This window comes from Bradyrhizobium sp. IC3123, from assembly GCF_020193625.1.
Classification (GTDB): Bacteria; Pseudomonadota; Alphaproteobacteria; order Rhizobiales; family Xanthobacteraceae; genus Bradyrhizobium; species Bradyrhizobium yuanmingense.
Window position 1 is genome coordinate 106623 of the sequence record NZ_JADYVF010000010.1, and the last position, 19092, is coordinate 125714.

Here is a 19092-nt window from a genome sequence, read left to right on the forward strand (position 1 = left end):
GCAGCCGAAAGCGCTCCCCGCTCGTTCAAGGTGAAACCAGCCGCTTGCGGACAGCATACCGAACCAGCTCGGCGGTGGAGGACATCCTGAGCTTGCGCATGGCCGAGGCGCGGTGGGTCTCGACCGTCTTGACGCTCAGATTCAGGATCGCGCTTATCGACCTGTTGGTGTGCCCCTCCGCGATCAACTGGACCACGCTCTCCTCGCGCGAGGTCAGCAGCATGTCGGCCCGGTTCTGCTTGTTCGCCTGGTAGTCGCGGAGCAGCTTCTCCAGTAGAACACTCGTGAAGTAGGGTCTGCCGTCGAGCAGCGCTTCGACCGCGGAAATGAGATGGTTGCGAGCGTCGGACTTGAACAGGAAGCCGCGGATTCCGGCCAGAATGGCCTCTGTCAGCAGCTCCTCGCTTTCATGCATCGTGAGGATAAGCACCTCGGTTTGAATGTGAAGCGCTCTGAGGCGGCGGCTGACCTCCAGGCCGTTGATGATCGGCATGGAATAATCGACGATCACGATGTCTGGCCTGGTTTCCAGCGCAAGCGTGACCGCCTGCTCACCATTGGTCGCCTCGCCGCTCACGATCCAGTTGGACCGCGTTTCAACAATCGCACGAAGTCCGGAACGCACGATTTCATGGTCGTCCGCAATCAAGATGCGTTTCACGGGTCGTTCCCGTTTGCCTACCCTCGGCCAAGCCAGGTGGACTAGAGCGGTCATCGGCCGTCAGGTCGAACGATCATACGGCGTCCCACAAGAACGGTTATCCAGCAAAACCCTGAGAGATGCAGGCGAAGGTACTGACAGCCACGGATCGCCACGGCTTGCGATCAGGCCTCGACGAGTCCGCTCCGCACCGCGTATCGCACGAGGCCCGCCGTCGAGTTTACCTCCAGCTTGCGCATCGCCGCTGCACGATGTGCCTCCGTCGTCTTAACGCTCAGGTCGAGGATCGCGCTAATCCCCTTGTTGCTGTAGCCCTCGGCAACCAGCTTGACGACGAGCTGCTCGCGCGAGGTCAGCCCATGGCGGTGTCGTTCGCCGTGGGGGCCCTGCCCGCCGTCGTATTCGATAATGCTATTCGTACAGAAGAACGGCCTATGCATCAGCAGCGACTCGACAGCCGCCAGCAGCAACTTGTTCGCATCAGACTTCACCAAGAAAGCGCGGGCGCCGGCCTCGAACGCCTGCTGCGCTATCAGACCCGAATTGTGCACGGTGAAGATCAGGATCTCGGTTTGCAGCCGATAGTCCCTCATACGCCGTGCCACCTCCACGCCGGTCATCCTCGGCATCGAGAAATCCAGGATGGCGACGTGGGGCTGGCTCTGGATCGCCGCGGCGACCGCTTTGCCTCCGTCAGCGGCCTCGGCCACCACTTCCCAATCCGCCCGCTGCTCGAGCACCGCCCGCAAACCCGACCGCACCGCTTCATGATCGTCGGCTATGAGGATACGTTTCATGCCGCACACTCCATGTCTTTGACGGCGTTCGGGTCGCGCTTTCGACCCGCCGCCGCTGGCTAGTGTTCTTTCGCTGATCGTGTGCCGGTCGCTGGCCTCGTATTGATCGTGGTCCTTCGTCGATTGCGTCCATTCACCGCAAGGACGTGCGGGAAGACCGCGGACAGAACGGTGCCGGAATGCGGCGCCATCCCGTTGGACTGGATGGCGAGCGTACCTCCCATCCCGTGCAGCCTCGCTCGCATCGCGGGAATTCCGACACCGCTCGACAGCGTCTTGGTGCCCGGCCTGCCGGGGTTGGGAAAACCGCGTCCATTGTCGCTGATCGTCAACTGGAAACGTCTGTCGACAACATCCAGGACGATCGCCACCTCCGTCGCTCTTGCGTGACGGAAGACGTTCGTCAGGGCCTCCTGAACGACGCGCAGCAGCGAGCGCTTGGCCTCATGAGGCAGCCGATCGACCTCCGGCACGATATTCACCCTCACGTGCAACGAGGTGCGCGCCGCGAACCCTTCCGCGTAGCCTTCGATCGTGGCCTTCAATCCGTCACCCGTCAGATCCCGCGGATGCAGCAGATAGGCAAAAGCTCGGAGCTCCCGGAGCGCTTCATCGATCGACCCGTCGATTTCGTCGCAGAGCCGTTCGGCAGCTTGTGTGCCGTCAAGCTGGCCGCGGATCCGCATGAGGCCGAGACCCGCGGCAATCAGATGCTGGCATGTCGAATCGTGGAGATCGGAAGCGATCCGCTGCTGAATGCTCTCCTGAAGCGACAGCAGGCCAGCTTCGACATCCAGCCCGTTCCCCCATGTGGTGGGGTCCTCGAAGCGAACGTCGCGCGCCTCGCGATGGCAGCCGATCAACCGGACGACACCGCGGGTCGCGGGATCCAGGATCGGCGTGACCGTCGTTTCCCTCGTGCGGGATGAACCACCAAACGCCAGCCGCTGCCGGATCCTGATCTCAGCCTTCTCCGCGAGGCTCGCCCGAAGTGCTTCGCAGACAGATCTCGCGTCATCCGCGCTCAGGCAATCGGATACATCCATGTCGAGCACGTCTCGCGACGATACGCCGAGCCGGGACTCGAATGCCGGATTGATGCTCTCGTAGACGAAATGTCCGCAAAAGGAGGGGCGCGCGACGAAGAGGAGATCTGCAGAAGAGTTCCAGTAAAGCTCCTCGGTCGATGGTTGCAAACCTACGCGCAGCCAGCGCTTGGGACTGGTTTGCCTCGACTCTCTGGCGGGGGAGCCATGTGGCTTCACTGTACTACTCACTCTATTCCGGCGACTCCCGATATTGGCCACGACGACAATAGCGGGGTCTCTCCCCACCCTGCCGGCGAGAAATCCTCCACCGAATTCGGAATAGCGCACCTGCGGGGTCAATCAACTATACACCCAGCGAACCGCTCATTCAACATGAGGTAGTATTCGGCGGGGATTGAAATCTTGGCCTTCGTCAAGGGCCGCCGAATCTCAAATCCGATGCAATAGAGAGTAAAAATGGCGATGCGCGGCGAACGAGCCCGAATGGCATCGTCGCGCCGCCATTCCGTGGTCGCCGGGCGTCCTCCACCGTTCCCCCCTAATGCGCTGACAGGTTCGCCAGGGCTATCGGCTACTGCTCGTGTCCGACTTCTTCTTTCTGGTCGCCTTCGCGGGCGGTGTCGCCGGGGCCGGCGCAATTGCGAGCGGGTGAGATGGTTGCTCCAGACGGCGCGTCGCGGCATCATCCCGAAGTGCATCGGTATCGAGTCGATGGCTACGATCGACCGCATCGCGAGGATCGGCCAGGACGACCGTCGTCATCATGCTTGAGATGATGAGGCAGGTCAGCATCAGAAGGCGTCTTGCCGGCATCTCTCGAGCACCTCTAAAAGGCAAAGTCCAGGCGAGGCCCGATCCGAACGTCCCTGTATCGCCGCAGCGGGACGTTCGAGGTTCGTGCCTCGTAGAGCACGGTCGTCGTGAGCGACACGTTGTTGGCAACGTTGTACTTCAGGCCGAGGTCAACCGAATAGAGCTGATCCTGGCGACCGGTATTGAGTCCATCGGTGAACCAATAGGCTTCGAACAGGGGCGTACTGACGATCGACCATCTGGGATCAAGCTTGACCTCGATTCCGAGCACGGCGTCAAGGCGCCAGCGGCGCGCCTCGGCCAGATCGGAGAAACGGTAGGTCAAAAGCACTAGTGGCGAGAACGTCGCGTTGCCAACGCGGAAATCGCGCGCGACTGAGCCCATCACGTCGTGGGACGTGAAGGCGAGATCGCGGTAGATGCCATCGAAATCATATCGATTTTCGTAAATGCCAGACAAGCGCCAGCCGTCCCAGTTCTCGGTCAGACGCGCGCCCATACGCGCGACGGCGAAATTGCCGTCCTTTTCCCGCGAAAAGGCTTCGTATTGAGCCCGCGCATAGAGCCGGTATGACAGATCGTTGGTGAGGTTCCCGTCGAGCCTGACGCTCACGTCTGGCGCGTAATAGACGTCGGACCTGCGGTTATCGCGGGTGAAGAGCGCGTTGTCGGTGAAAGTCGGCGAGATGGAGCCAACGACGCTCCAGGACGGGGCTTGGTAATAAGGAACCGCGTAGGAGGATGTAGCGGCTCCGCTCGATTTGAAGTCGGTGAGATCGAGGTCCGCCGCCCAAGCCGTACTACTGCCGAGCAGTGCGGCAACCGGCAGAAAAAATCCAGACGGTCGCATAGGTCCCCTCCGATGCTGCAGCCGGACACCGGGATTCGTGTCACACTGCGCGCCGATTGTGGCGTGTTAATGTTCAGATGATAAATCACAGGTTGATCTGGGTCGATTCCTCCGCCGGCTAGTAGTCGACCGGATCCCTGGTAATCGGGCAGGTCATGCAGTGACCACCGCCGCGGCCGCGGCCGAGCTCCGCGCCGACGATGGTGATCACTTCGATTCCCTCCTTGCGCAGCAGCGTATTGGTGTAGGTGTTGCGATCGTAGGCGAAGACGACGCCTGGAGAGGCGCAAACCAGGTTAGCGCCGCTGTCCCACTGGGTTCGTTCGCGCAGATAGGCATTGCCACCGGTCTCCACGACGCGGAGCTTCTTCAGGCCGAGCGCCCCAGCCACGACGTCGACGAAAGGCTTCTCGTCCTTGCGCAGCTCGATTCCGGCAGAGTTGTCCGCCGGCCGGTAGGAGTACGCCGTGATGTTATTGACGATATCGGGGTAAAGCAGCACGCAATCCCGATCGGCGAACGTGAAGACCGTGTCGAGATGCATCGCCGCACGCAGCTTGGGCATGGCCGCCACGATGACGCGCTCAGCGGCCTTTTTCCTGAAAAGAGCGGCGGCAAGCTGGCTGATCGCCTGTCTCGATGTCCGTTCGCTCAATCCGATCAGGACATTGCCCTTCCCGATCGGCATCACATCGCCACCTTCCAGAGTGGCAAGGCCGTGATCCTGAGTCGGATCGCCCCACCAGACCTGGACCTTGCCGGCGAAATCCGGATGGAACTTGTAAATGGCGGCGGCGAGGATCGGCTCCTCGTGACGCGCCGGCCAGAACAGCGAATTCAACGTTACGCCGCCATAGATCCAGCAGGTGGTATCGCGCGTGTACAGCGTGTTCGGAAGTGGCGGCAGCAGATACTCGGTCATGCCGGCCGCCTCCCGGATCAACCGGAGCATTTCACCGCCATGTGCGTCGGGGAAATCGTGGGTCGACAATCCGCCGATCAGGGTTTCCGCCAGCGCGCGGGGGGCGAGGCTTTCCAGATAGCCGCGGAGCTCGTCAATCAGGCCGAGACCGACCTGGTTTGGGACCACCTGATTGTCGAGGATCCATCGCCTCGCCTCCGGGATGGCGACGGTGTCCGCGAGCAGATTGTGCATCTCGACGACCTCGATGCCGCGGTCGCGCATCTTCTGCACGAAGTCGAAATGGTCGCGCTTGGCATTGTCGACCCACAGGACGTCATCGAACAGCAGCGTGTCGCAATTGGTCGGAGTGAGACGCTGGTGAGCGCGGCCCGGCGAGCAGACCATTACCTTGCGCAACTGACCGACTTCCGAATGAACGCCAAAAGGAAGCGCACCGTTTGATGTCTGTTGTGTCATGAGCGCAACCTCCGCAATCGATCCGCCTAGATCGTGATGTAGCCGGTGGCGAGGCCGTGAATGCCGACGGCCGCGCCGATCGCAGCCACGATGAAGATGCCCCACTCCCACGGTGCAAAAATCCGCGCCTTCTGTTGGACCCGCGCCCAGACATACAGCGCCGTGCCGGGCACGTAGAGCAGCGCGGATAGCAGCAGGTATTTCATTCCGGCCGCGTAGATCAGGAAGAGTGTGTAGATGACGGCGATGCCGGTGAAGATCAGGTCTCGTCTGTGCTCGCCCGCGCTCTTCTCGTACGTCTCGCCGCGCTTCACCAGCAGCAATCCGTAGGCGGCGACCAGGAAGAACGGAATGAGGTTCATGACGCTCGTGAGATTGAGCATCAGCGAGAAGGCATCACGGGACCAATATGTGCTGATGACGAAGAGCTGCACCACGATATTGGTCAGCCAGAGCGCGGCGGCCGGCACCTTGTTGGCGTTTTCGGTACCGAACACGCGCGGCATGTCCCGGGTCCGACCGGCCGCGGAGAGCACTTCGGCGCAGATCAGCGACCAGGCGAGATAGGCGCCGAGCACCGAGACCAGGAGCCCGATGCTGACGAAGACGGCACCCCAATGTCCGACCACTGCCTCCAGCACCGTGGCCATTGACGGTTGCCGCATGTCTGCAATCTCCGCACGCGGCAGCACGGCGTAAGGCAGCATGGTGACGAGCACCATCAGGCTCGTGACGACCAGGAAGCCCATGATCGTCGCCGCGCCGACGTCGGACCGCTCCTTGGCGTAGCGGGAATAGACACTGGCCCCCTCGATCCCGAGAAAGACGAACACCGTGACCAGCATGGTCGCGCGGATCTGCTCGAAGAGTCCCGTGTCCGGCATGCCCTCGCCGCCCCAGAAATTGGCACGGAACAGGTCGGCCTTGAAGGCAAGGATCAGGATGACGATGAAGATCAGGATCGGCACGATCTTGGCGATGGTGACGATCGTATTGATCGCGGCGGCCTGCTGCACCCCGCGCAGGATCATGAAGTGGAACAGCCAGATCCCGATCGAGGCTACGACGATCGCGATGACCGTATTGCCGTCGCCGAACACGGGAAAGAACGCGCCCAGGGTCGATTTGATGAGGACCCAGTAGGACACGTTGCCGATGCAACTTCCCATCCAGTAACCGAGCGCCGACAGGAAGCCGGGATAGTCGCCAAAGCCCTCTTTCGCATAGGCATAAACACCGGCATCCAGACCAGGCTTTCGCTCGGCCAGAGACTGGAACACGCGCGCCATGGTGTACATGCCACCGCCTGCGATGCACCAGGCGAGGATGGCGCCGAAGGGACCGGTTGCGGTGCCGAAGGTTCTGGGCAGCGAGAAGATGCCGGAGCCGACCATGGAGCCGACGACCATTCCCGTCAGCGCGAACAATGAGAGCTTCTGGGCCGATGTCGTCGCAGTCATTGAATGGCCTCGAAGAGCGAGCGAAGACCGACGCCGTCACCGATGTCTCGAACGATGCGTTGCCGACCTCCTCATTTCGAGATCGAACCATGCGCCGTGGCCTCGGCCCGGCCCATCAGGTGATTACCTAGTCGCTGCCCGGGATTACCCTCGCGCCGGGCTGGAAGCATCGGAAGCTGGCGCCATTTCTTTCCCGCCGAACCAGGCGACATACAAGGTCGGCAGCAGCACCAGAGTTAGAACGGTTGCGACGAGCAGGCCGCCCATGATCGCAAAGGCCATCGGCCCCCAGAAGACGGTCGGCGCTATCGGGATCATGCCGAGTACGGTTGAGACGGCCGTCAGCATGATCGGACGAAAGCGGGAGCTGCTTGCATCCACTGCCGCCTGCCAGGGCCCCTTCCCTTGCAAGCGCTCCGCCTCGATTTGCCCGATCAGGATCACTGCGTTCTTGCTAATCATGCCAAGCAGCGCCAACACGCCGAGGATGGCGACGAAGCCCAGCGGCCGCCCGGACACGAGCAGCGCCGCGACGACGCCAATCAGGCCGAGCGGCGCGACGCTAACGACCATCAATAGTCGCGGGAAGCTCTGCAGCTGCACCATCAGCACCGTAAACATGACGAACAACATCATCGGTACGACTGCCATCACGGACGACCTCGAATTTCGGCTCTCCTCCACCGTGCCGCCGACCACGACATCGTACGAACGCGGCAGAGTGGCCTTCAGCTTGGCGATAGCGGGAGCCAGCCGATTGACCATCGTCTCCGGCGGCATCTCGTCGGGAACGGCGGCCCGCACCGTCAGGGTCGGCATGCGATCGCGCCGCCAGATCAGCGGAAACTCCTGACCGTATTCGAAGGTGGCAAACTGGCTCAGCGGAACGGTCTGCCCTCCCGGGATCGGCACCTGCAGCGTCCGCAAGCTCGGCAGCGAGACGCGCTGCTCGTCCGTTGCGCGGGCCAGCACATCGACGAGGTAGATATCGTCCCGCACCTGGGTCACGGGCAGGCCGGAGATCACGGTGTTCAGAACGATTGAGATCGCCTGCGAGCTCAGGCCGAGACGGCGCGCCTCATCCTGGTTGACGCGAACGCGGATCTGGCGATCCGGCTCCATCCAGTCGAAATTGAGGCTCTTGGCCCTCGGATCGGAGCCGACGATCCGCGCGACTTCGACCGCGATGTCACGCACGAGCTCGACGTCGGGACCGCTGACGCGATACTGCAGCGGCCATCCCACGGGGGGACCGAGCCCAAGCGGCGAAACCGAGGAGATGGCGTTCGGGAATTCTTCCACAAGGAACCGTTCCAGCTTGGCATGCAGGCGCTCGCGTGCCGCGACGTCTTTGGCCACAACGACCGCCTGGGTGAAGAAGTCATTCGGCAGCTCGACGCTGAGCGGCAGATAGAAGCGGATCGCACCGCGCCCGACATTGGTACTCCAATGACCAACGTCGGGATCACCGGTCAGTACTTGATCGAGGCGCTTGGCCGCCGCCTCGCTGGCGTAAATCGATGCATTCTGCGGCAGGCCGATGTCCACGAGAAGTTCCGGCCGGTCGGACAATGGAAAGAACTGCTGCGGAACCAGCGGAAGCGCGAGCACGGAAGCGAGAAAAAGCGCAACCGTCGCGCCGATCGTCAGCCATTTGGCGCGGATCGCCAGGACCAGAAAGCGCCGGTACAAGCGAAAGGCCATTCCCGGCGCATCGGCTGTGGTCTTGGGCGGCGCGAGGATAGCGACGCCGAGCAGCGGCGTGAAGATGACGGCGACGAACCACGACGCCAGGAGAGCGATCGTAACCACCACAAACAGCGAGAACGTGTATTCGCCGGCCGCGCTGGCTGCAAAGCCCACCGGAATGAACCCGGCGATCGTTACGAGTGTGCCCGTGAGCATGGCGACTGCATGCGTGCGAAAGGCGTAGGCCGCGGCCGCGATCTTGCCGTCGCCCAGCGCCAACCGATTAAGCGTGGCGTCCGTCGTCGTCATGGCGTCGTCGACCAGCAGCGCGAGCGCGATGATGAGAGCGCCGAGGGAAATTCGCTGCATATCGATGCGAAGAAACTCCATCGTCGGGAATACGACCGCAAGCGTGAGCGGAATAGCCAGTGCGATGATGAGGCCCGGCCGAACGCCGAGGCTGATGAAGCTCACGACGAGGATGATCGCGATCGCCTGCACCAGCGAGGTCATGAACTCGCGGATCGCTTTGTCGACCACGACGGCCTGGTCGGCCACGAGGCTCGGTTCGATTCCGATCGGCAGATCGGCGGTGATCTCTGCCATCGCCGCCTTGATGTTCCTGCCGAGAGCGAGAATGTCGCCGCCCTCCCGCATCGCGATCGCGAGCGCGATCGCCGGACGACCATCGACACGGAACAGTGGTTGCGGCGGATCGGCGTAGCCCCGCCGTACCGTCGCGAGATCGCTCAGACGTAGCGTGCGACCGCCCGCGTTGAAGTTGATGTCGGCAATGTCCTGCTCCGACTGGAACGCCCCGGACACCCGAAACGAAATTCGCTCGGTCCCGGTCTGGATGGTGCCGGCCGGGCTCACGATATTCTGTGCCTGCAGGGCGGCGATCAGAGCCGTGCGATCGACCCCGAGACTTGCGAGTTGCCGTTTCGAGAACTCGACGAAGATCACTTCGTCCTGCGCACCCAGCAGTTCGATCTTCGCGACATCGGGCACGTCTAGAAGACGCGAGCGGACCGCCTCGACCCGGTCACGCAGCTCGCGCTGGGTAAATCCATCACTGGTGAATCCATAGATGATCCCGAACGTGTCGCCGAAATCGTCATTGAACGCTGGTCCCACGATGCCCGCCGGCAGCGTGTGACGGATGTCCCCGATGGATTTCCTCACCTGGTACCAGGTATCGGAGACGTCCCTTGCGTTGGCGCTCCCCTTCAAGTTCACGAAAATAGTGGTGAGACCGGCCCGAGTGAAGCTGCGCAGGAAGTCCAGATGTGGCGTCTCTTGCAACCGCCGCTCGAGCCGTTCGGTCACCTGCTTCATCGTCTCTTCGGCCGTCGCTCCAGGCCAGGCCGCTTGAACAACCATAGTCCTGATGGTGAATGCAGGATCTTCGTTCCGGCCCAGCCGCAGATAGGACAGCACGCCGGCGATGACGGCGGCAATCATCAGATAGATGACGAGCGAGCGGCGCCCGAGCGCCCATTCCAAGAGGTTGAGCCCGGTCATGGCTCCGACCCAAGGACGCGCACCCGCTGACCCGGATGAAGTGCCTGGACGCCCGCGGTCACCACGACCTCGCCTATGTCCAAACCTTGCGAGATGATCACCTGCGCCTGATCGAACCTCAAGACGTCGACATTGCGGATGGCGACCGTCTTCGTCGCGGGATCCAGGATCCAGACCGCCGGCTGGCGATTCATCCTGGTCAGCGCCGTTGCCGGAATGTCGATCATTGGTCCGGCGCTCATCTCGACGCGCCCCGTGACAGTCGCCCCCAGCCGCATCGCGGCAGGGGGATCACGAAGTCCTATCTTGATCTCAAAGGTTCGCGTGACCGGATTGGCCTGCGCGGCAACCTGCCGGATACGCCCTTCCGCAGTCACCGCTGGATCGTCGGTCAGACTGACGCTCACCTGCAGATTGGACGGTGCCGCGCGGACGAATTGAGCCGGCATGTCGAAGACCGCGTCTCGGCCATCCTGCCGCGCGATCCGCGCAATCGTCTGTCCGGCCTGGACGACCTCTCCGGCGGCGGGCCCCGTTTCGGTTATCTTGCCAGGTGCATCGGCCCGCAGCTCGGTGAAGCTGACCTGGTCGTGGGCGGAATTCAACTGAGCTTCGGCCATTTCAACATTCGATTGCGCAGTCTGTTGCGCCTGCGTCGCGGCCTCGAAGTTGGCGCGCGTGGTCCATCCCTGCGCCAACAGAGTCTGCTGGCGTTCGAAATGATTGCGTGCCTGAGTGAGCTGGCCCTGAGCTGCGGCAAGGGCGGCCTGCGCCTGCCGCAACGCGCTGAGTTGGTCCTGCGATTCAAGCTGCGCCAACAGCTGGCCGGCCTCGACGCGCTCACCGAGCCGGATGTCGCTCGAGTGCAGCCGACCGGAAATTCGAAATGCCAGATTCACTTCGTCTTCGGCTTCGATGCGGCCGGAAAATGTGAGGGGCGTGAGTTGATCCCGCTTTTCGACTGTCATGGTGCGGACGGGACGCGCCGGCGTCGGCAGGGAGTCCGTCGCCGCCTCCCTCTCACAGGCGACCAGCAGCAGCGCAGAAACCCCTGCAACAAGCGTCGTGCTCAGTGACCGCAGCTGCATGAATCGACCCATCCGTGCCGCTGAGGATTTTGCGGAGAATTCATCCCGCTTGTATCGGTAAATCTACTGAGCATCCGCGGGTGCAATCGTGAACGAACATCCGGCGGAGCCGAAAGATTCCGGCGGCGAAGTCAGGCGATCACCCGATAGCCCAAGCGCGCAGACGGTGCATAAGCCTGCAGCTGCCGCCGTTGCGGCGCAAGCGATCCCTTCGTCAAAGCCGCGGCGGGTTTGACGAGCCTGCGATCCGCGGCTCGACGTGATTGCTCAACGACAAGGAGAAACCAAGATGACAAAGCGGCTTTGCTCTCCGCTGCCGTCTTCATTGCGCTCGGTGCCATGGGCTCGTGGACGCCAGGACAAGCGCAGGATCTGGCATGGTGCAGAAAGTTCAGGGGAACGCTGACCTGTATGTATGACACTCGTGCCCAATGCCGCGCGTCGGTGAACGGGCGGTCCGGCACCTGCGTCCCCAATCCGCGCCGCTAGATGCCGCAATTGATCGCCGAGGTAGCATCGATCGGGCGGCGCCAGCAATTTCACTTTGCGCCGCCCCTTCGGGACGCAGTCTACAGCGTCCAATCTCATTCGGAACATTCCCCACCGGGACCGAGGGTTTTCTCCGATCCCCTGAGGCAGCTCTCGCGCGGTAGCTTCCTCGGGTCCGCTTGCATGCTCCAATGGGAGGTCTTCATGTCAGATCTGGTCGCCATCGTATATCCGTCCGAGGCGAAGGCCGAGGAAGTGCGTCAGCAATTGCTCAGGCTGCAGAAGGAATATCTGATCACGATCAGTGACGCCGTGATCGCCGTAAAGACGGACCAGGGCAGCATCAAGCTCAACCAACTCGTCAACACGACCGCCATGGGCGCGGTGACGGGAAGCTTCTGGGGCCTTTTAATCGGTGTCCTCTTTCTCAATCCGATCCTCGGAGTTGCCGTAGGCGCAGCGTCGGGTGCACTCGGCGGCGCTCTTTCGGACGTCGGAATCGACGATGCCTTTATGAAGAGTCTCTCCGCCAGCCTTCAGCCCGGCAACGCCGCCCTGTTCGTCCTGATCAAGCACATGACCGCCGACAAGGTGATCAAGGAGATCAAGGACGCGGGCGGCGTCGTACTCAAGACCTCCCTCGACGAGACGAAGGAAAAGGCGTTGCGCGATGCCCTCGCCAGCACGGTGGAGCGGCCGGCGGCCTGAGCCGCCGCCCTTCCCTTCTCAACGGCGGCCGCCCGCAAGACGCAGCAGCATCAGGAACAGGTTGAGGAAATTGAGATAGAGCGACAGCGCGGCAAGGACCGACTTTCGCCCCGAAGCGGTTTGGTCATCCGCGCTGTCGTACATCGCCTTGATGCGCTGCGTATCATAGGCCGTCAAGCCGGCAAAAACGCCGACTCCTACGATCGAGATCAGCCAGTCGAGCGCAGTCGACCACAGGAACAGGTTGACGACGCTCGCGAAGATGATCCCAATCAGCCCCATGAACAGGAAGGTACCCAGTCCCGAAAGGTCGCGCCGGGTCGTGTAGCCGAAGATGCTGAGCCCGCCGAACATTGCAGCAGCGATCACGAAGACGCGGGTTATCGACGAACTGGTGTAGATGTGTAGTAGGATCGAGAGCGAGATACCGACCAGGGCAGCATAGAGGAAGAACAGCAGGCGCGCGGTTGGCACTGACAATGTCTCGATGCGCGAGCTGAGGAAGAACACCAACCCAAGCGGCGCCAGGATGAAAACCCACATCAGCGGGCTCTGCAGCAGCGCGGGGCCGGTGACCTGATAGGTCAGGCCGGCGGCGACGGCGGTCAGGGCGACACCCGCGGCCATATAGCCATAGATCCGCAACATGTACTGGCGCAGTCCGGCATCCACGGTGATCCGGCCGCCGACGACGTCTGTCGCCGCCAAGTTCTGATCGAGATTCGACATCGCATCCTCCTGTGCAGCCCCCTAAAGCGCGACCACGCTAGGCTCTGCTTCGACGGAACAACATCGGACAATCACCCGAAGACATCAGGTGAAAACCACTCTTGCCTGAATGGGGACGGCATGGCGCTGATTGCCGATCCGTAAGACTGGAACCTGCTTCGGGGTCGTAAGACTTTTGACTGAGGCACCTTGCGCTTTTGTCACTGGAGACCGGAGGCGCGATGACCTAACCGGAGGCATGCGCTTCTTCTTCCATATCACCGATCGCTACGGCGTCTCGCCCGACACGATCGGATGCGATCTTAGCGAGCAGGATGCGGCCGTCCTACATGCCAGGCGCCTGGCCGCCGAACTCGCCAAGTCCGGCGAGTTCTTCCGTGGCAGCGTCGTGCTGGTCGCGCGGGATACGTTGCCGACGTCCTGGCACAAGGGCGAGCACGACACCGCCGCTTCCCGTGGCGATATCTGAATCGGCGGCCACCGATTTCCTGCCTCTCTTACTACAGACAATCCCTGATGTGCGCACGCGGGAGGCGGCTCTAAGGTTCCGGGAGGGAGGCCGCGAATGCAGCCGCCTCGGATCGGAAGGCATCCATCATGGCTGCTTCGACAAGCGAGGCCGATCAGAAGCTTTCGCGCAATGCGCTGATCGCCCTGGTGATCGGGTCGATGGTCGGCTCCGGCATCTTCGCATTGCCGGCTCAGTTCGGGCGCACCACCGGCGCTTTGGGAGCGATCATTGCCTGGATGATTGCTGGCACCGGCATGTTGACTCTGGCCTTCGTGTTCCAATCGCTATCCAGGCGCAAGCCGGAGCTCGATGCGGGCATCTACGCCTATGCCAAAGCCGGTTTCGGTGACTACATCGGCTTTGCGTCCGCCGCCGGCTACTGGATCGGCTGTTGTCTAGCCGACGTCGCCTGCCTCATCCTGATCAAGGCCACGCTCGGCCAATTCTTCCCCGTGTTCGGCGACGGCACCACGCCGGTAGCCATCGCTTCGGCCTCCGTGCTGCTTTGGAGCGTCCAAATTCTGGTGCTGCGCGGCATCAAGGGGGCTGCCGCGCTCAACATGATCACAACTTTCGCGAAGATCATCCCCATCGTGCTGTTCATCGTGGTGGCTGCGGCCGCCCTGAACCGCGGGCTTTTCTCCGACAATTTCTGGGGAACGACCGAGCCCGACGCCGGGCAGGTGTTGAGCCAGGTCCGCAGCACGATGCTGCTCACGGTGTTCGTCTTCGTCGGCATCGAGGGCGCGAGCGTGTATTCGCGTTACGCACGAAGGCGCGACGACATCGGTATCGCGACGGTCACCGGCTTTCTGACCGTTCTCTGCCTTCTCGTGCTCGTGACACTCCTGTCCTACGGTATCCTGCCGCGGAGCGGGCTCGCGGACCTGCCGACACCATCGATGGCAGGCGTGATGGAGGCCATGGTCGGCCGCTGGGGCGGTGTGTTCATCAGTATCGCATTGCTGATCTCGATCCTCGGCAATTACCTGTCATGGTCCCTCCTTGCGGCCGAGATCCTGCACTCAGCGGCCATTCAGCGCACGATGCCGGCCTTTCTGGCGCGCGAGAACGTTCACAAGGTCCCTGTCGGCGCGCTCTGGCTCACCAACTGCGTGATCCAGGCGTTGCTTCTTGTGAGCTGGTTCGCCGAATATGCCTTCACGCTCGCCCTCAAGATGACGAGCGCAATGACACTGGTCCCGTATTTCCTCGTGGCGGCTTACGGCCTGAAGCTCGCATGGACTGGTGAGGCTTATGCTTCCGGCGAGCGCGCCCGCACCAGCGAGGGGATCTTCGCGGCTGTCGCGACGCTCTACGCGGCGGGAATGATCTACGCCGGCGGGGCGAAATTTCTCCTGCTATCCGCGATCCTCTACGCGCCGGGAACGCTGCTGTTCCTGATCGCCAAGCGCGAACGCAAGGAGCGGCTTTTCAGGCCGGTCGAGTCCGTCCTGTTCGGCGCGGTGGCCATCGCCGCGGGGATCGGAATCTACGGCCTGGCTGTCGGAGCCATCGCGATCTGACCGATTGTCGCTGACCGCATGGAGGCGAGGATGAAGATGTGGATCAACTATCGTACCCTGTTCCTCACCGCAGTCGTAGCCGCCACTCTGCCGTCAAGCATTTCCCCGGCTCAGCCGAAGGACGATACCGTGGCCGCGCCGAAGCAAACCGGCGCGGCCGCCCCGGGCGATGCGAGGCCCAACATCAACACCAACACGAATCCATTCAAGCATCGCTATTGGCGTCATCGCGGCGGCAAGCATCCGCATTTTGGCAGCCGCCGCGTCCGCTCGTGAGGCGTGACCACATGACGGCGGACCGATCGATGAGCGACGCCAGGGTCGGATCCGAGCGGGTCCGCGGCCTCGTTCGGAATGAGAGCCCGATCGACGATTCGGTCCAATCCGGACGACCGAGCCTGCTTGCGATCGGCCTCACTGTGCTCGTCGTGGCCGTGGCCCTCTTCCTGGTCTGGCAAACGGTGTCGAGTCTCTTGATCGTGTTCGCAGGCGTGCTTTTCGCAGCCTTTCTCGATGCCGCAGCCCGGGCTTTGGCGCCGGTTCTTCCTCTCAGCCGCGTCTGGCGTCTGACGCTCGTTCTCCTGCTGCTGTCGGCGCTGGCAGGCTTCGGGCTGGCCTGGGGGACCGGTAAGCTGCCGGAGCAGACGCGTGTGCTGCTGAAAGTCATGGATGCCCAGGTCGACATCCTGCAAGAGCATTTGTTGTCTTATGGCGTGGATCTGCTCGGCCCGGAATGGGGGCGTGACTTCGCGCAGTGGCTGTTCGCCGACCAGGGTCGGTTCCTCAGCCATGCGCAATTCCTGCTCGGCGGCGCCTCGAGCCTTTTGACCGCCGTGCTCGTGATCTTGTTCCTCGGCATTCTCTTCGCCTTCGATCCCATCAGCTACCGCGACAGCGTGGTCGTGCTGGTCAGGCAATCTTACCGGGCCCGCGCGCGCGAGGTGATGGACGAGATGGGCACCGTGATGCGGCTGTGGTTCGTCGGCCAGTTGATCCGCATCATCCTGATGACGCTCTTCGTCTGGCTTGCCCTTTATCTCATCGGCCTGCCTGGCCCATTCGTTCTCGGATTGCAGGCAGGATTGTCGAACTTCATCCCCTATCTTGGGCCAATCGTCGCCGCGATCCCGATCGCGCTCGTTGCGATGCCGCTCGGAGCCTCGCCGCTGATCTGGGCGGTCGCGGTCTACACCATCATCCAGTCGATCGAAGGTTACGTCATCGGCCCGCTGATTCAGCGGCATGCGGTCGAGACCCCCCCAGCCTGGACCCTGGTCGCCATCGTCCTGCTGGGCGCCTTGTTCGGCGTCATGGGCATTGCGCTCGCGATGCCGCTCGTCGCGGTCGGACGGGTGGCGATCATCAGGTTGTATGTCGAGGATTATCTCGGAGACAGGATCGAACCGGCAACGACCGATCCCCCAATCCTGGGTGAGCAGCCATGAGCGAAACGGATGCACAGCAGCGTGAAGACCACGTGCCTCAACAGGCTCGCTCGGGAATGGGGCGTCTTGTCTGGCAGCAGCTTCCGTACGCCGTCGCGCTGCTGCTCGCCATCGCAGGAGTTGCCTATACCAACGTCTCGCACCAGCCGCTGATCGGCTATTGGGAATTCCTGGCGCTGGCGATCGGGGTGGTCTGCGTCATCACCAAATGGCCGGAGATCGAAGGCAGGGAGGGCCAGATTCGTCTGATCTGGACCCAGGCGCTGCACTGGATCGCCGTCCTGATCACGATGAACATCATCCTGGTCTCCGGCGTTCAGCAACTGCTCCCGACGCCGGCAACCGGTCTCGTCCTGCTGACGCTGCTCGCGCTCGGCACATTCCTCGCAGGCATCAGCCTGTTGTCATTGCAGATCGCTTTTCTCGGCCTTGCAATGGGCGCAGCCGTCCCGGCGATCTCGTGGCTGAAGCAATCCATCTTCTTCTTCCTGCTCGGCGCCGTGCTGCTGATCGGGCTGGCCATTTCGTTCTGGCTGCGCCGGGACGGCGGCCCGCCGCGGGCGCCGACCGAAACAAAGCACCAGGCGGAGGCTTGAATGCGACAATTGCCATATCTCGCGGCCGTCGGCGCAGTGGCGGTGCTGTTGACGATTCCCTCGCCCGCAGGAGCCGAGAGATTCAGAATAGGCAGGCTGCTATGCTTCTCGGAGCCACGCGTTGGACTGGTGCTCGGATCGACGCAGTCGCTGCGCTGCGTGTTCGATGGGGTGCGCCCTGCCCGCCGCTACATCTACGAGGGACGGATCAGACGCCTCGGCCTTGATCTCGGCGTGACCAGCGCCGGCACGCTGTCCTGGGCCGTGTTCGCCAGGACTTCGCGGATTGGTGCCGGCACTTTGCGCGGCAGCTATGTGGGCGCGAGTGGCAATTTCGCTCTAGGCCCCGGCCTCGGCGCCAACGTCCTGATTGGCGGCTCGCGCAGGAGCATCATGCTCCAGCCGATCTCGATCGAACGCTCGATCGGGCTCAATCTCGCGGCCGGCGTGACCCATCTGACACTGGGCCCGCGCGGACCGCGATGAGCCGTGTCCGCTCAGGAAAGGTCGCAACAAGTTGGAATGAGAATATTCCCGCCCCTCAACTCCGGGTTTCGTCCGATGTTGGACCTGCTGGTTCAAGTCTAGGATCGAAGGCGTGTCGATCGGAGCGTGAGCACCCAGGAGGTTCGCATGACCGTCTACGACAGCCGCGACGATCTCAACACGCTGGGTGCCCCACCGCTATGGGCTTGCGCTCTCCTCGGAATTGTCCTGATCGCCGCCGGCCTCCTCGCCCTCGGCGATCTCGCCTTCGCCACGATCATCAGTGTCAAGTTCATTGGGCTCACCGCAATCGCTGCCGGCGCCTTCGAGATCGCGCATGCGTTCTGGACAAAGGGTTGGGGCAGTTTCCTGTGGCGGATCATTCTCGGTGCGCTCTACCTCGCATTCGGCCTGATCCTTCTCACCCAGCCGGTGTCGGGTGCACTGATCCTGACCTATTTCCTCGGCGCGCTGCTATTCGCATCCGGCGTCGTTCGATGCGTGCTGAGTTTCGCCTATTGGCGACAGAACGGCTGGATGATGCTGATCTCTGGCGTCTTCGCCATGGCCGCCGGCGTGCTCATCCTGTTTGGCTTCCCGGATATTAGCGTCTGGGCGCTCGGCTTCCTGCTCGGCGTCGACCTGATCTCACATGGCCTCGCATGGCTGCTCTACGCCCTGCAATCGCTGCGATCGACTGCGTGACAGAGGAGGACGACACATGGTTGGTTCCAGCCGCCGAGCCTTCCTAGGCTTTGCAACGAGCGCCCTTGCCGCTGCCGCGCTCGGCGCCACCGGCGTTCGCTTGATCGACGTTGCCGAAGCGCTGCCGATCGATCCAGATCCGCGACGCGCCACCACGTCATCAGAACTGATCAAGACGCAGTGGGGACCGCCTCCGCGACCCGGCTGGGGCCCTCCACCGCGCCGTCGCCGGCACCGGCGCTGGGTCTGCTGGTGGCATCGCGGCCGGCGCCGCTGCGGATGGCGTTGGGTCTAGGCGGGTCTCCGAAGCCTTGCGAGCTGATGGAGGTAACGATGCGCGACAGGTACCAATGGGCGATCGCCGCCTTGCTGGCCGGTCTGCTGGTCGGGGCGAGCTGGTTTTGCGTGTCGGTCTGGCGATCGACGCCGATGCCCCTCTATGGAAACGTCATCCTGACCGGAGCCGTGATTCTCATCCTGATCTTAGGCTGCGGCCTGATCGCGCTGATGTTCTACAGCCATCGCAAAGGTTACGACGAACCAGCCCGCAGCAACAGGACGCAGCGCGAGTAATGCAGTCCGCCA

At 62.6% G+C, this 19092-nt stretch carries 21 protein-coding genes; 11 read left to right on the forward strand and 10 right to left on the reverse strand.

The genetic code is table 11. The annotated features are described in order from the left end of the window. Positions 1–25: 25 nt before the first annotated feature. The 9 genes from I6F20_RS27550 to I6F20_RS27590 all read right to left on the reverse strand — a co-directional run bounded on the left by I6F20_RS27550 (position 26) and on the right by I6F20_RS27590 (position 11312). A complete protein-coding gene (locus I6F20_RS27550; RefSeq protein ID WP_036011470.1) occupies positions 26–661 on the reverse strand; it encodes a response regulator in 636 nt (211 codons plus the stop codon). Positions 662–825: 164 nt separating this feature from the next. Beyond that, complete coding sequence (locus I6F20_RS27555; protein ID WP_225128675.1) at positions 826–1458, reverse strand: response regulator; 633 nt, start codon at positions 1456–1458, stop codon at positions 826–828. Between the two features lie 59 nt (positions 1459–1517). Further along, positions 1518–2723 (reverse strand): sensor histidine kinase, encoded by a 1206-nt coding sequence (locus tag I6F20_RS27560; protein ID WP_225128676.1) that lies wholly within the window; start codon positions 2721–2723, stop codon positions 1518–1520. 348 nt (positions 2724–3071) lie between these two features. Beyond that, positions 3072–3299, reverse strand: a complete 228-nt coding sequence (locus I6F20_RS27565) for a hypothetical protein (protein ID WP_225128677.1) — start codon at positions 3297–3299, stop codon at positions 3072–3074. A 34-nt stretch (positions 3300–3333) separates the two neighbouring features. Next, positions 3334–4170: an outer membrane beta-barrel protein gene (locus I6F20_RS27570; protein WP_225128678.1), complete on the reverse strand. Its 837-nt coding sequence runs from the start codon at positions 4168–4170 to the stop codon at positions 3334–3336. Positions 4171–4288: 118 nt separating this feature from the next. After that, positions 4289–5551 carry an arginine deiminase gene (gene arcA / locus I6F20_RS27575; RefSeq protein ID WP_225128680.1) on the reverse strand — a complete coding sequence of 421 codons (1263 nt, stop codon included), beginning with the start codon at positions 5549–5551 and terminating at the stop codon, positions 4289–4291. 26 nt (positions 5552–5577) lie between these two features. Further along, a complete protein-coding gene (locus I6F20_RS27580; RefSeq protein WP_225128682.1) occupies positions 5578–7011 on the reverse strand; it encodes a basic amino acid/polyamine antiporter in 1434 nt (477 codons plus the stop codon). Between the two features lie 144 nt (positions 7012–7155). Beyond that, positions 7156–10224, reverse strand: a complete 3069-nt coding sequence (locus I6F20_RS27585; protein ID WP_225128684.1) for an efflux RND transporter permease subunit — start codon at positions 10222–10224, stop codon at positions 7156–7158. Then, positions 10221–11312 (reverse strand): efflux RND transporter periplasmic adaptor subunit, encoded by a 1092-nt coding sequence (locus I6F20_RS27590; RefSeq protein ID WP_225128686.1) that lies wholly within the window; start codon positions 11310–11312, stop codon positions 10221–10223. The genes I6F20_RS27585 and I6F20_RS27590 overlap by 4 nt, the downstream gene beginning before the upstream one ends. 303 nt (positions 11313–11615) lie before the next feature. Between I6F20_RS27590 and I6F20_RS38420 the strand changes: the two genes are divergently transcribed. Together I6F20_RS38420 and I6F20_RS27600 are read left to right on the forward strand one after the other, a co-directional pair. Continuing rightward, positions 11616–11801 (forward strand): DUF3551 domain-containing protein, encoded by a 186-nt coding sequence (locus tag I6F20_RS38420; protein ID WP_225128688.1) that lies wholly within the window; start codon positions 11616–11618, stop codon positions 11799–11801. A 204-nt stretch (positions 11802–12005) separates the two neighbouring features. Further along, positions 12006–12509 (forward strand): DUF1269 domain-containing protein, encoded by a 504-nt coding sequence (locus tag I6F20_RS27600; RefSeq protein ID WP_057026468.1) that lies wholly within the window; start codon positions 12006–12008, stop codon positions 12507–12509. 18 nt (positions 12510–12527) lie between these two features. On the opposite strand, the gene I6F20_RS27605 is transcribed toward I6F20_RS27600, so the two are convergent. Continuing rightward, positions 12528–13238: a Bax inhibitor-1/YccA family protein gene (locus tag I6F20_RS27605; protein ID WP_225128689.1), complete on the reverse strand. Its 711-nt coding sequence runs from the start codon at positions 13236–13238 to the stop codon at positions 12528–12530. Between the two features lie 238 nt (positions 13239–13476). On the opposite strand from I6F20_RS27605, the gene I6F20_RS27610 reads away from it, so the two are divergent. From I6F20_RS27610 to I6F20_RS27650, 9 genes are all read left to right on the forward strand, one after another. Then, on the forward strand, positions 13477–13707 hold the full coding sequence (locus I6F20_RS27610) for a DUF6894 family protein (RefSeq protein ID WP_225128691.1): 231 nt from the start codon (positions 13477–13479) through the stop codon (positions 13705–13707). A 128-nt stretch (positions 13708–13835) separates the two neighbouring features. Further along, complete coding sequence (locus tag I6F20_RS27615) at positions 13836–15275, forward strand: basic amino acid/polyamine antiporter (RefSeq protein WP_225128694.1); 1440 nt, start codon at positions 13836–13838, stop codon at positions 15273–15275. Between the two features lie 30 nt (positions 15276–15305). Then, entirely contained in the window at positions 15306–15551 is a 246-nt protein-coding gene (locus tag I6F20_RS27620; RefSeq protein ID WP_036011617.1) for a hypothetical protein, read from the forward strand. A gap of 29 nt (positions 15552–15580) precedes the next feature. Continuing rightward, complete coding sequence (locus I6F20_RS27625; protein WP_192893330.1) at positions 15581–16720, forward strand: AI-2E family transporter; 1140 nt, start codon at positions 15581–15583, stop codon at positions 16718–16720. Beyond that, positions 16717–17316 carry a hypothetical protein gene (locus tag I6F20_RS27630; RefSeq protein WP_036035737.1) on the forward strand — a complete coding sequence of 200 codons (600 nt, stop codon included), beginning with the start codon at positions 16717–16719 and terminating at the stop codon, positions 17314–17316. The genes I6F20_RS27625 and I6F20_RS27630 overlap by 4 nt, the downstream gene beginning before the upstream one ends. Then, positions 17317–17802: a DUF992 domain-containing protein gene (locus I6F20_RS27635; protein WP_128262852.1), complete on the forward strand. Its 486-nt coding sequence runs from the start codon at positions 17317–17319 to the stop codon at positions 17800–17802. Positions 17803–17949: 147 nt separating this feature from the next. After that, positions 17950–18507, forward strand: coding sequence for an HdeD family acid-resistance protein (locus tag I6F20_RS27640; protein ID WP_036026649.1), 558 nt, complete (start codon positions 17950–17952; stop codon positions 18505–18507). Between the two features lie 16 nt (positions 18508–18523). Further along, a complete protein-coding gene (locus I6F20_RS38425; protein ID WP_157784060.1) occupies positions 18524–18802 on the forward strand; it encodes a twin-arginine translocation signal domain-containing protein in 279 nt (92 codons plus the stop codon). 38 nt (positions 18803–18840) lie between these two features. Next, positions 18841–19080, forward strand: a complete 240-nt coding sequence (locus tag I6F20_RS27650) for a hypothetical protein (RefSeq protein ID WP_225128696.1) — start codon at positions 18841–18843, stop codon at positions 19078–19080. Positions 19081–19092: the final 12 nt, after the last annotated feature.

What these genes read in the sequence shown, in the direction of transcription:
- I6F20_RS27555 (WP_225128675.1), bottom strand. Translation starts at nt 1,458, where the DNA reads ATGAAACGTATCCTCATAGCCGACGATCATGAAGCGGTGCGGTCGGGT.
- I6F20_RS27565 (WP_225128677.1), bottom strand. Translation starts at nt 3,299, where the DNA reads ATGCTGACCTGCCTCATCATCTCAAGCATGATGACGACGGTCGTCCTG.
- I6F20_RS27570 (WP_225128678.1), bottom strand. Translation starts at nt 4,170, where the DNA reads ATGCGACCGTCTGGATTTTTTCTGCCGGTTGCCGCACTGCTCGGCAGT.
- arcA (WP_225128680.1), bottom strand. Translation starts at nt 5,551, where the DNA reads ATGACACAACAGACATCAAACGGTGCGCTTCCTTTTGGCGTTCATTCG.
- I6F20_RS27580 (WP_225128682.1), bottom strand. Translation starts at nt 7,011, where the DNA reads ATGACTGCGACGACATCGGCCCAGAAGCTCTCATTGTTCGCGCTGACG.
- I6F20_RS27585 (WP_225128684.1), bottom strand. Translation starts at nt 10,224, where the DNA reads ATGACCGGGCTCAACCTCTTGGAATGGGCGCTCGGGCGCCGCTCGCTC.
- I6F20_RS27590 (WP_225128686.1), bottom strand. Translation starts at nt 11,312, where the DNA reads ATGCAGCTGCGGTCACTGAGCACGACGCTTGTTGCAGGGGTTTCTGCG.
- I6F20_RS27600 (WP_057026468.1), top strand. Translation starts at nt 12,006, where the DNA reads ATGTCAGATCTGGTCGCCATCGTATATCCGTCCGAGGCGAAGGCCGAG.
- I6F20_RS27605 (WP_225128689.1), bottom strand. Translation starts at nt 13,238, where the DNA reads ATGTCGAATCTCGATCAGAACTTGGCGGCGACAGACGTCGTCGGCGGC.
- I6F20_RS27610 (WP_225128691.1), top strand. Translation starts at nt 13,477, where the DNA reads ATGCGCTTCTTCTTCCATATCACCGATCGCTACGGCGTCTCGCCCGAC.
- I6F20_RS27615 (WP_225128694.1), top strand. Translation starts at nt 13,836, where the DNA reads ATGGCTGCTTCGACAAGCGAGGCCGATCAGAAGCTTTCGCGCAATGCG.
- I6F20_RS27620 (WP_036011617.1), top strand. Translation starts at nt 15,306, where the DNA reads ATGAAGATGTGGATCAACTATCGTACCCTGTTCCTCACCGCAGTCGTA.
- I6F20_RS27625 (WP_192893330.1), top strand. Translation starts at nt 15,581, where the DNA reads ATGAGCGACGCCAGGGTCGGATCCGAGCGGGTCCGCGGCCTCGTTCGG.
- I6F20_RS27630 (WP_036035737.1), top strand. Translation starts at nt 16,717, where the DNA reads ATGAGCGAAACGGATGCACAGCAGCGTGAAGACCACGTGCCTCAACAG.
- I6F20_RS27635 (WP_128262852.1), top strand. Translation starts at nt 17,317, where the DNA reads ATGCGACAATTGCCATATCTCGCGGCCGTCGGCGCAGTGGCGGTGCTG.
- I6F20_RS27640 (WP_036026649.1), top strand. Translation starts at nt 17,950, where the DNA reads ATGACCGTCTACGACAGCCGCGACGATCTCAACACGCTGGGTGCCCCA.
- I6F20_RS38425 (WP_157784060.1), top strand. Translation starts at nt 18,524, where the DNA reads ATGGTTGGTTCCAGCCGCCGAGCCTTCCTAGGCTTTGCAACGAGCGCC.
- I6F20_RS27650 (WP_225128696.1), top strand. Translation starts at nt 18,841, where the DNA reads ATGCGCGACAGGTACCAATGGGCGATCGCCGCCTTGCTGGCCGGTCTG.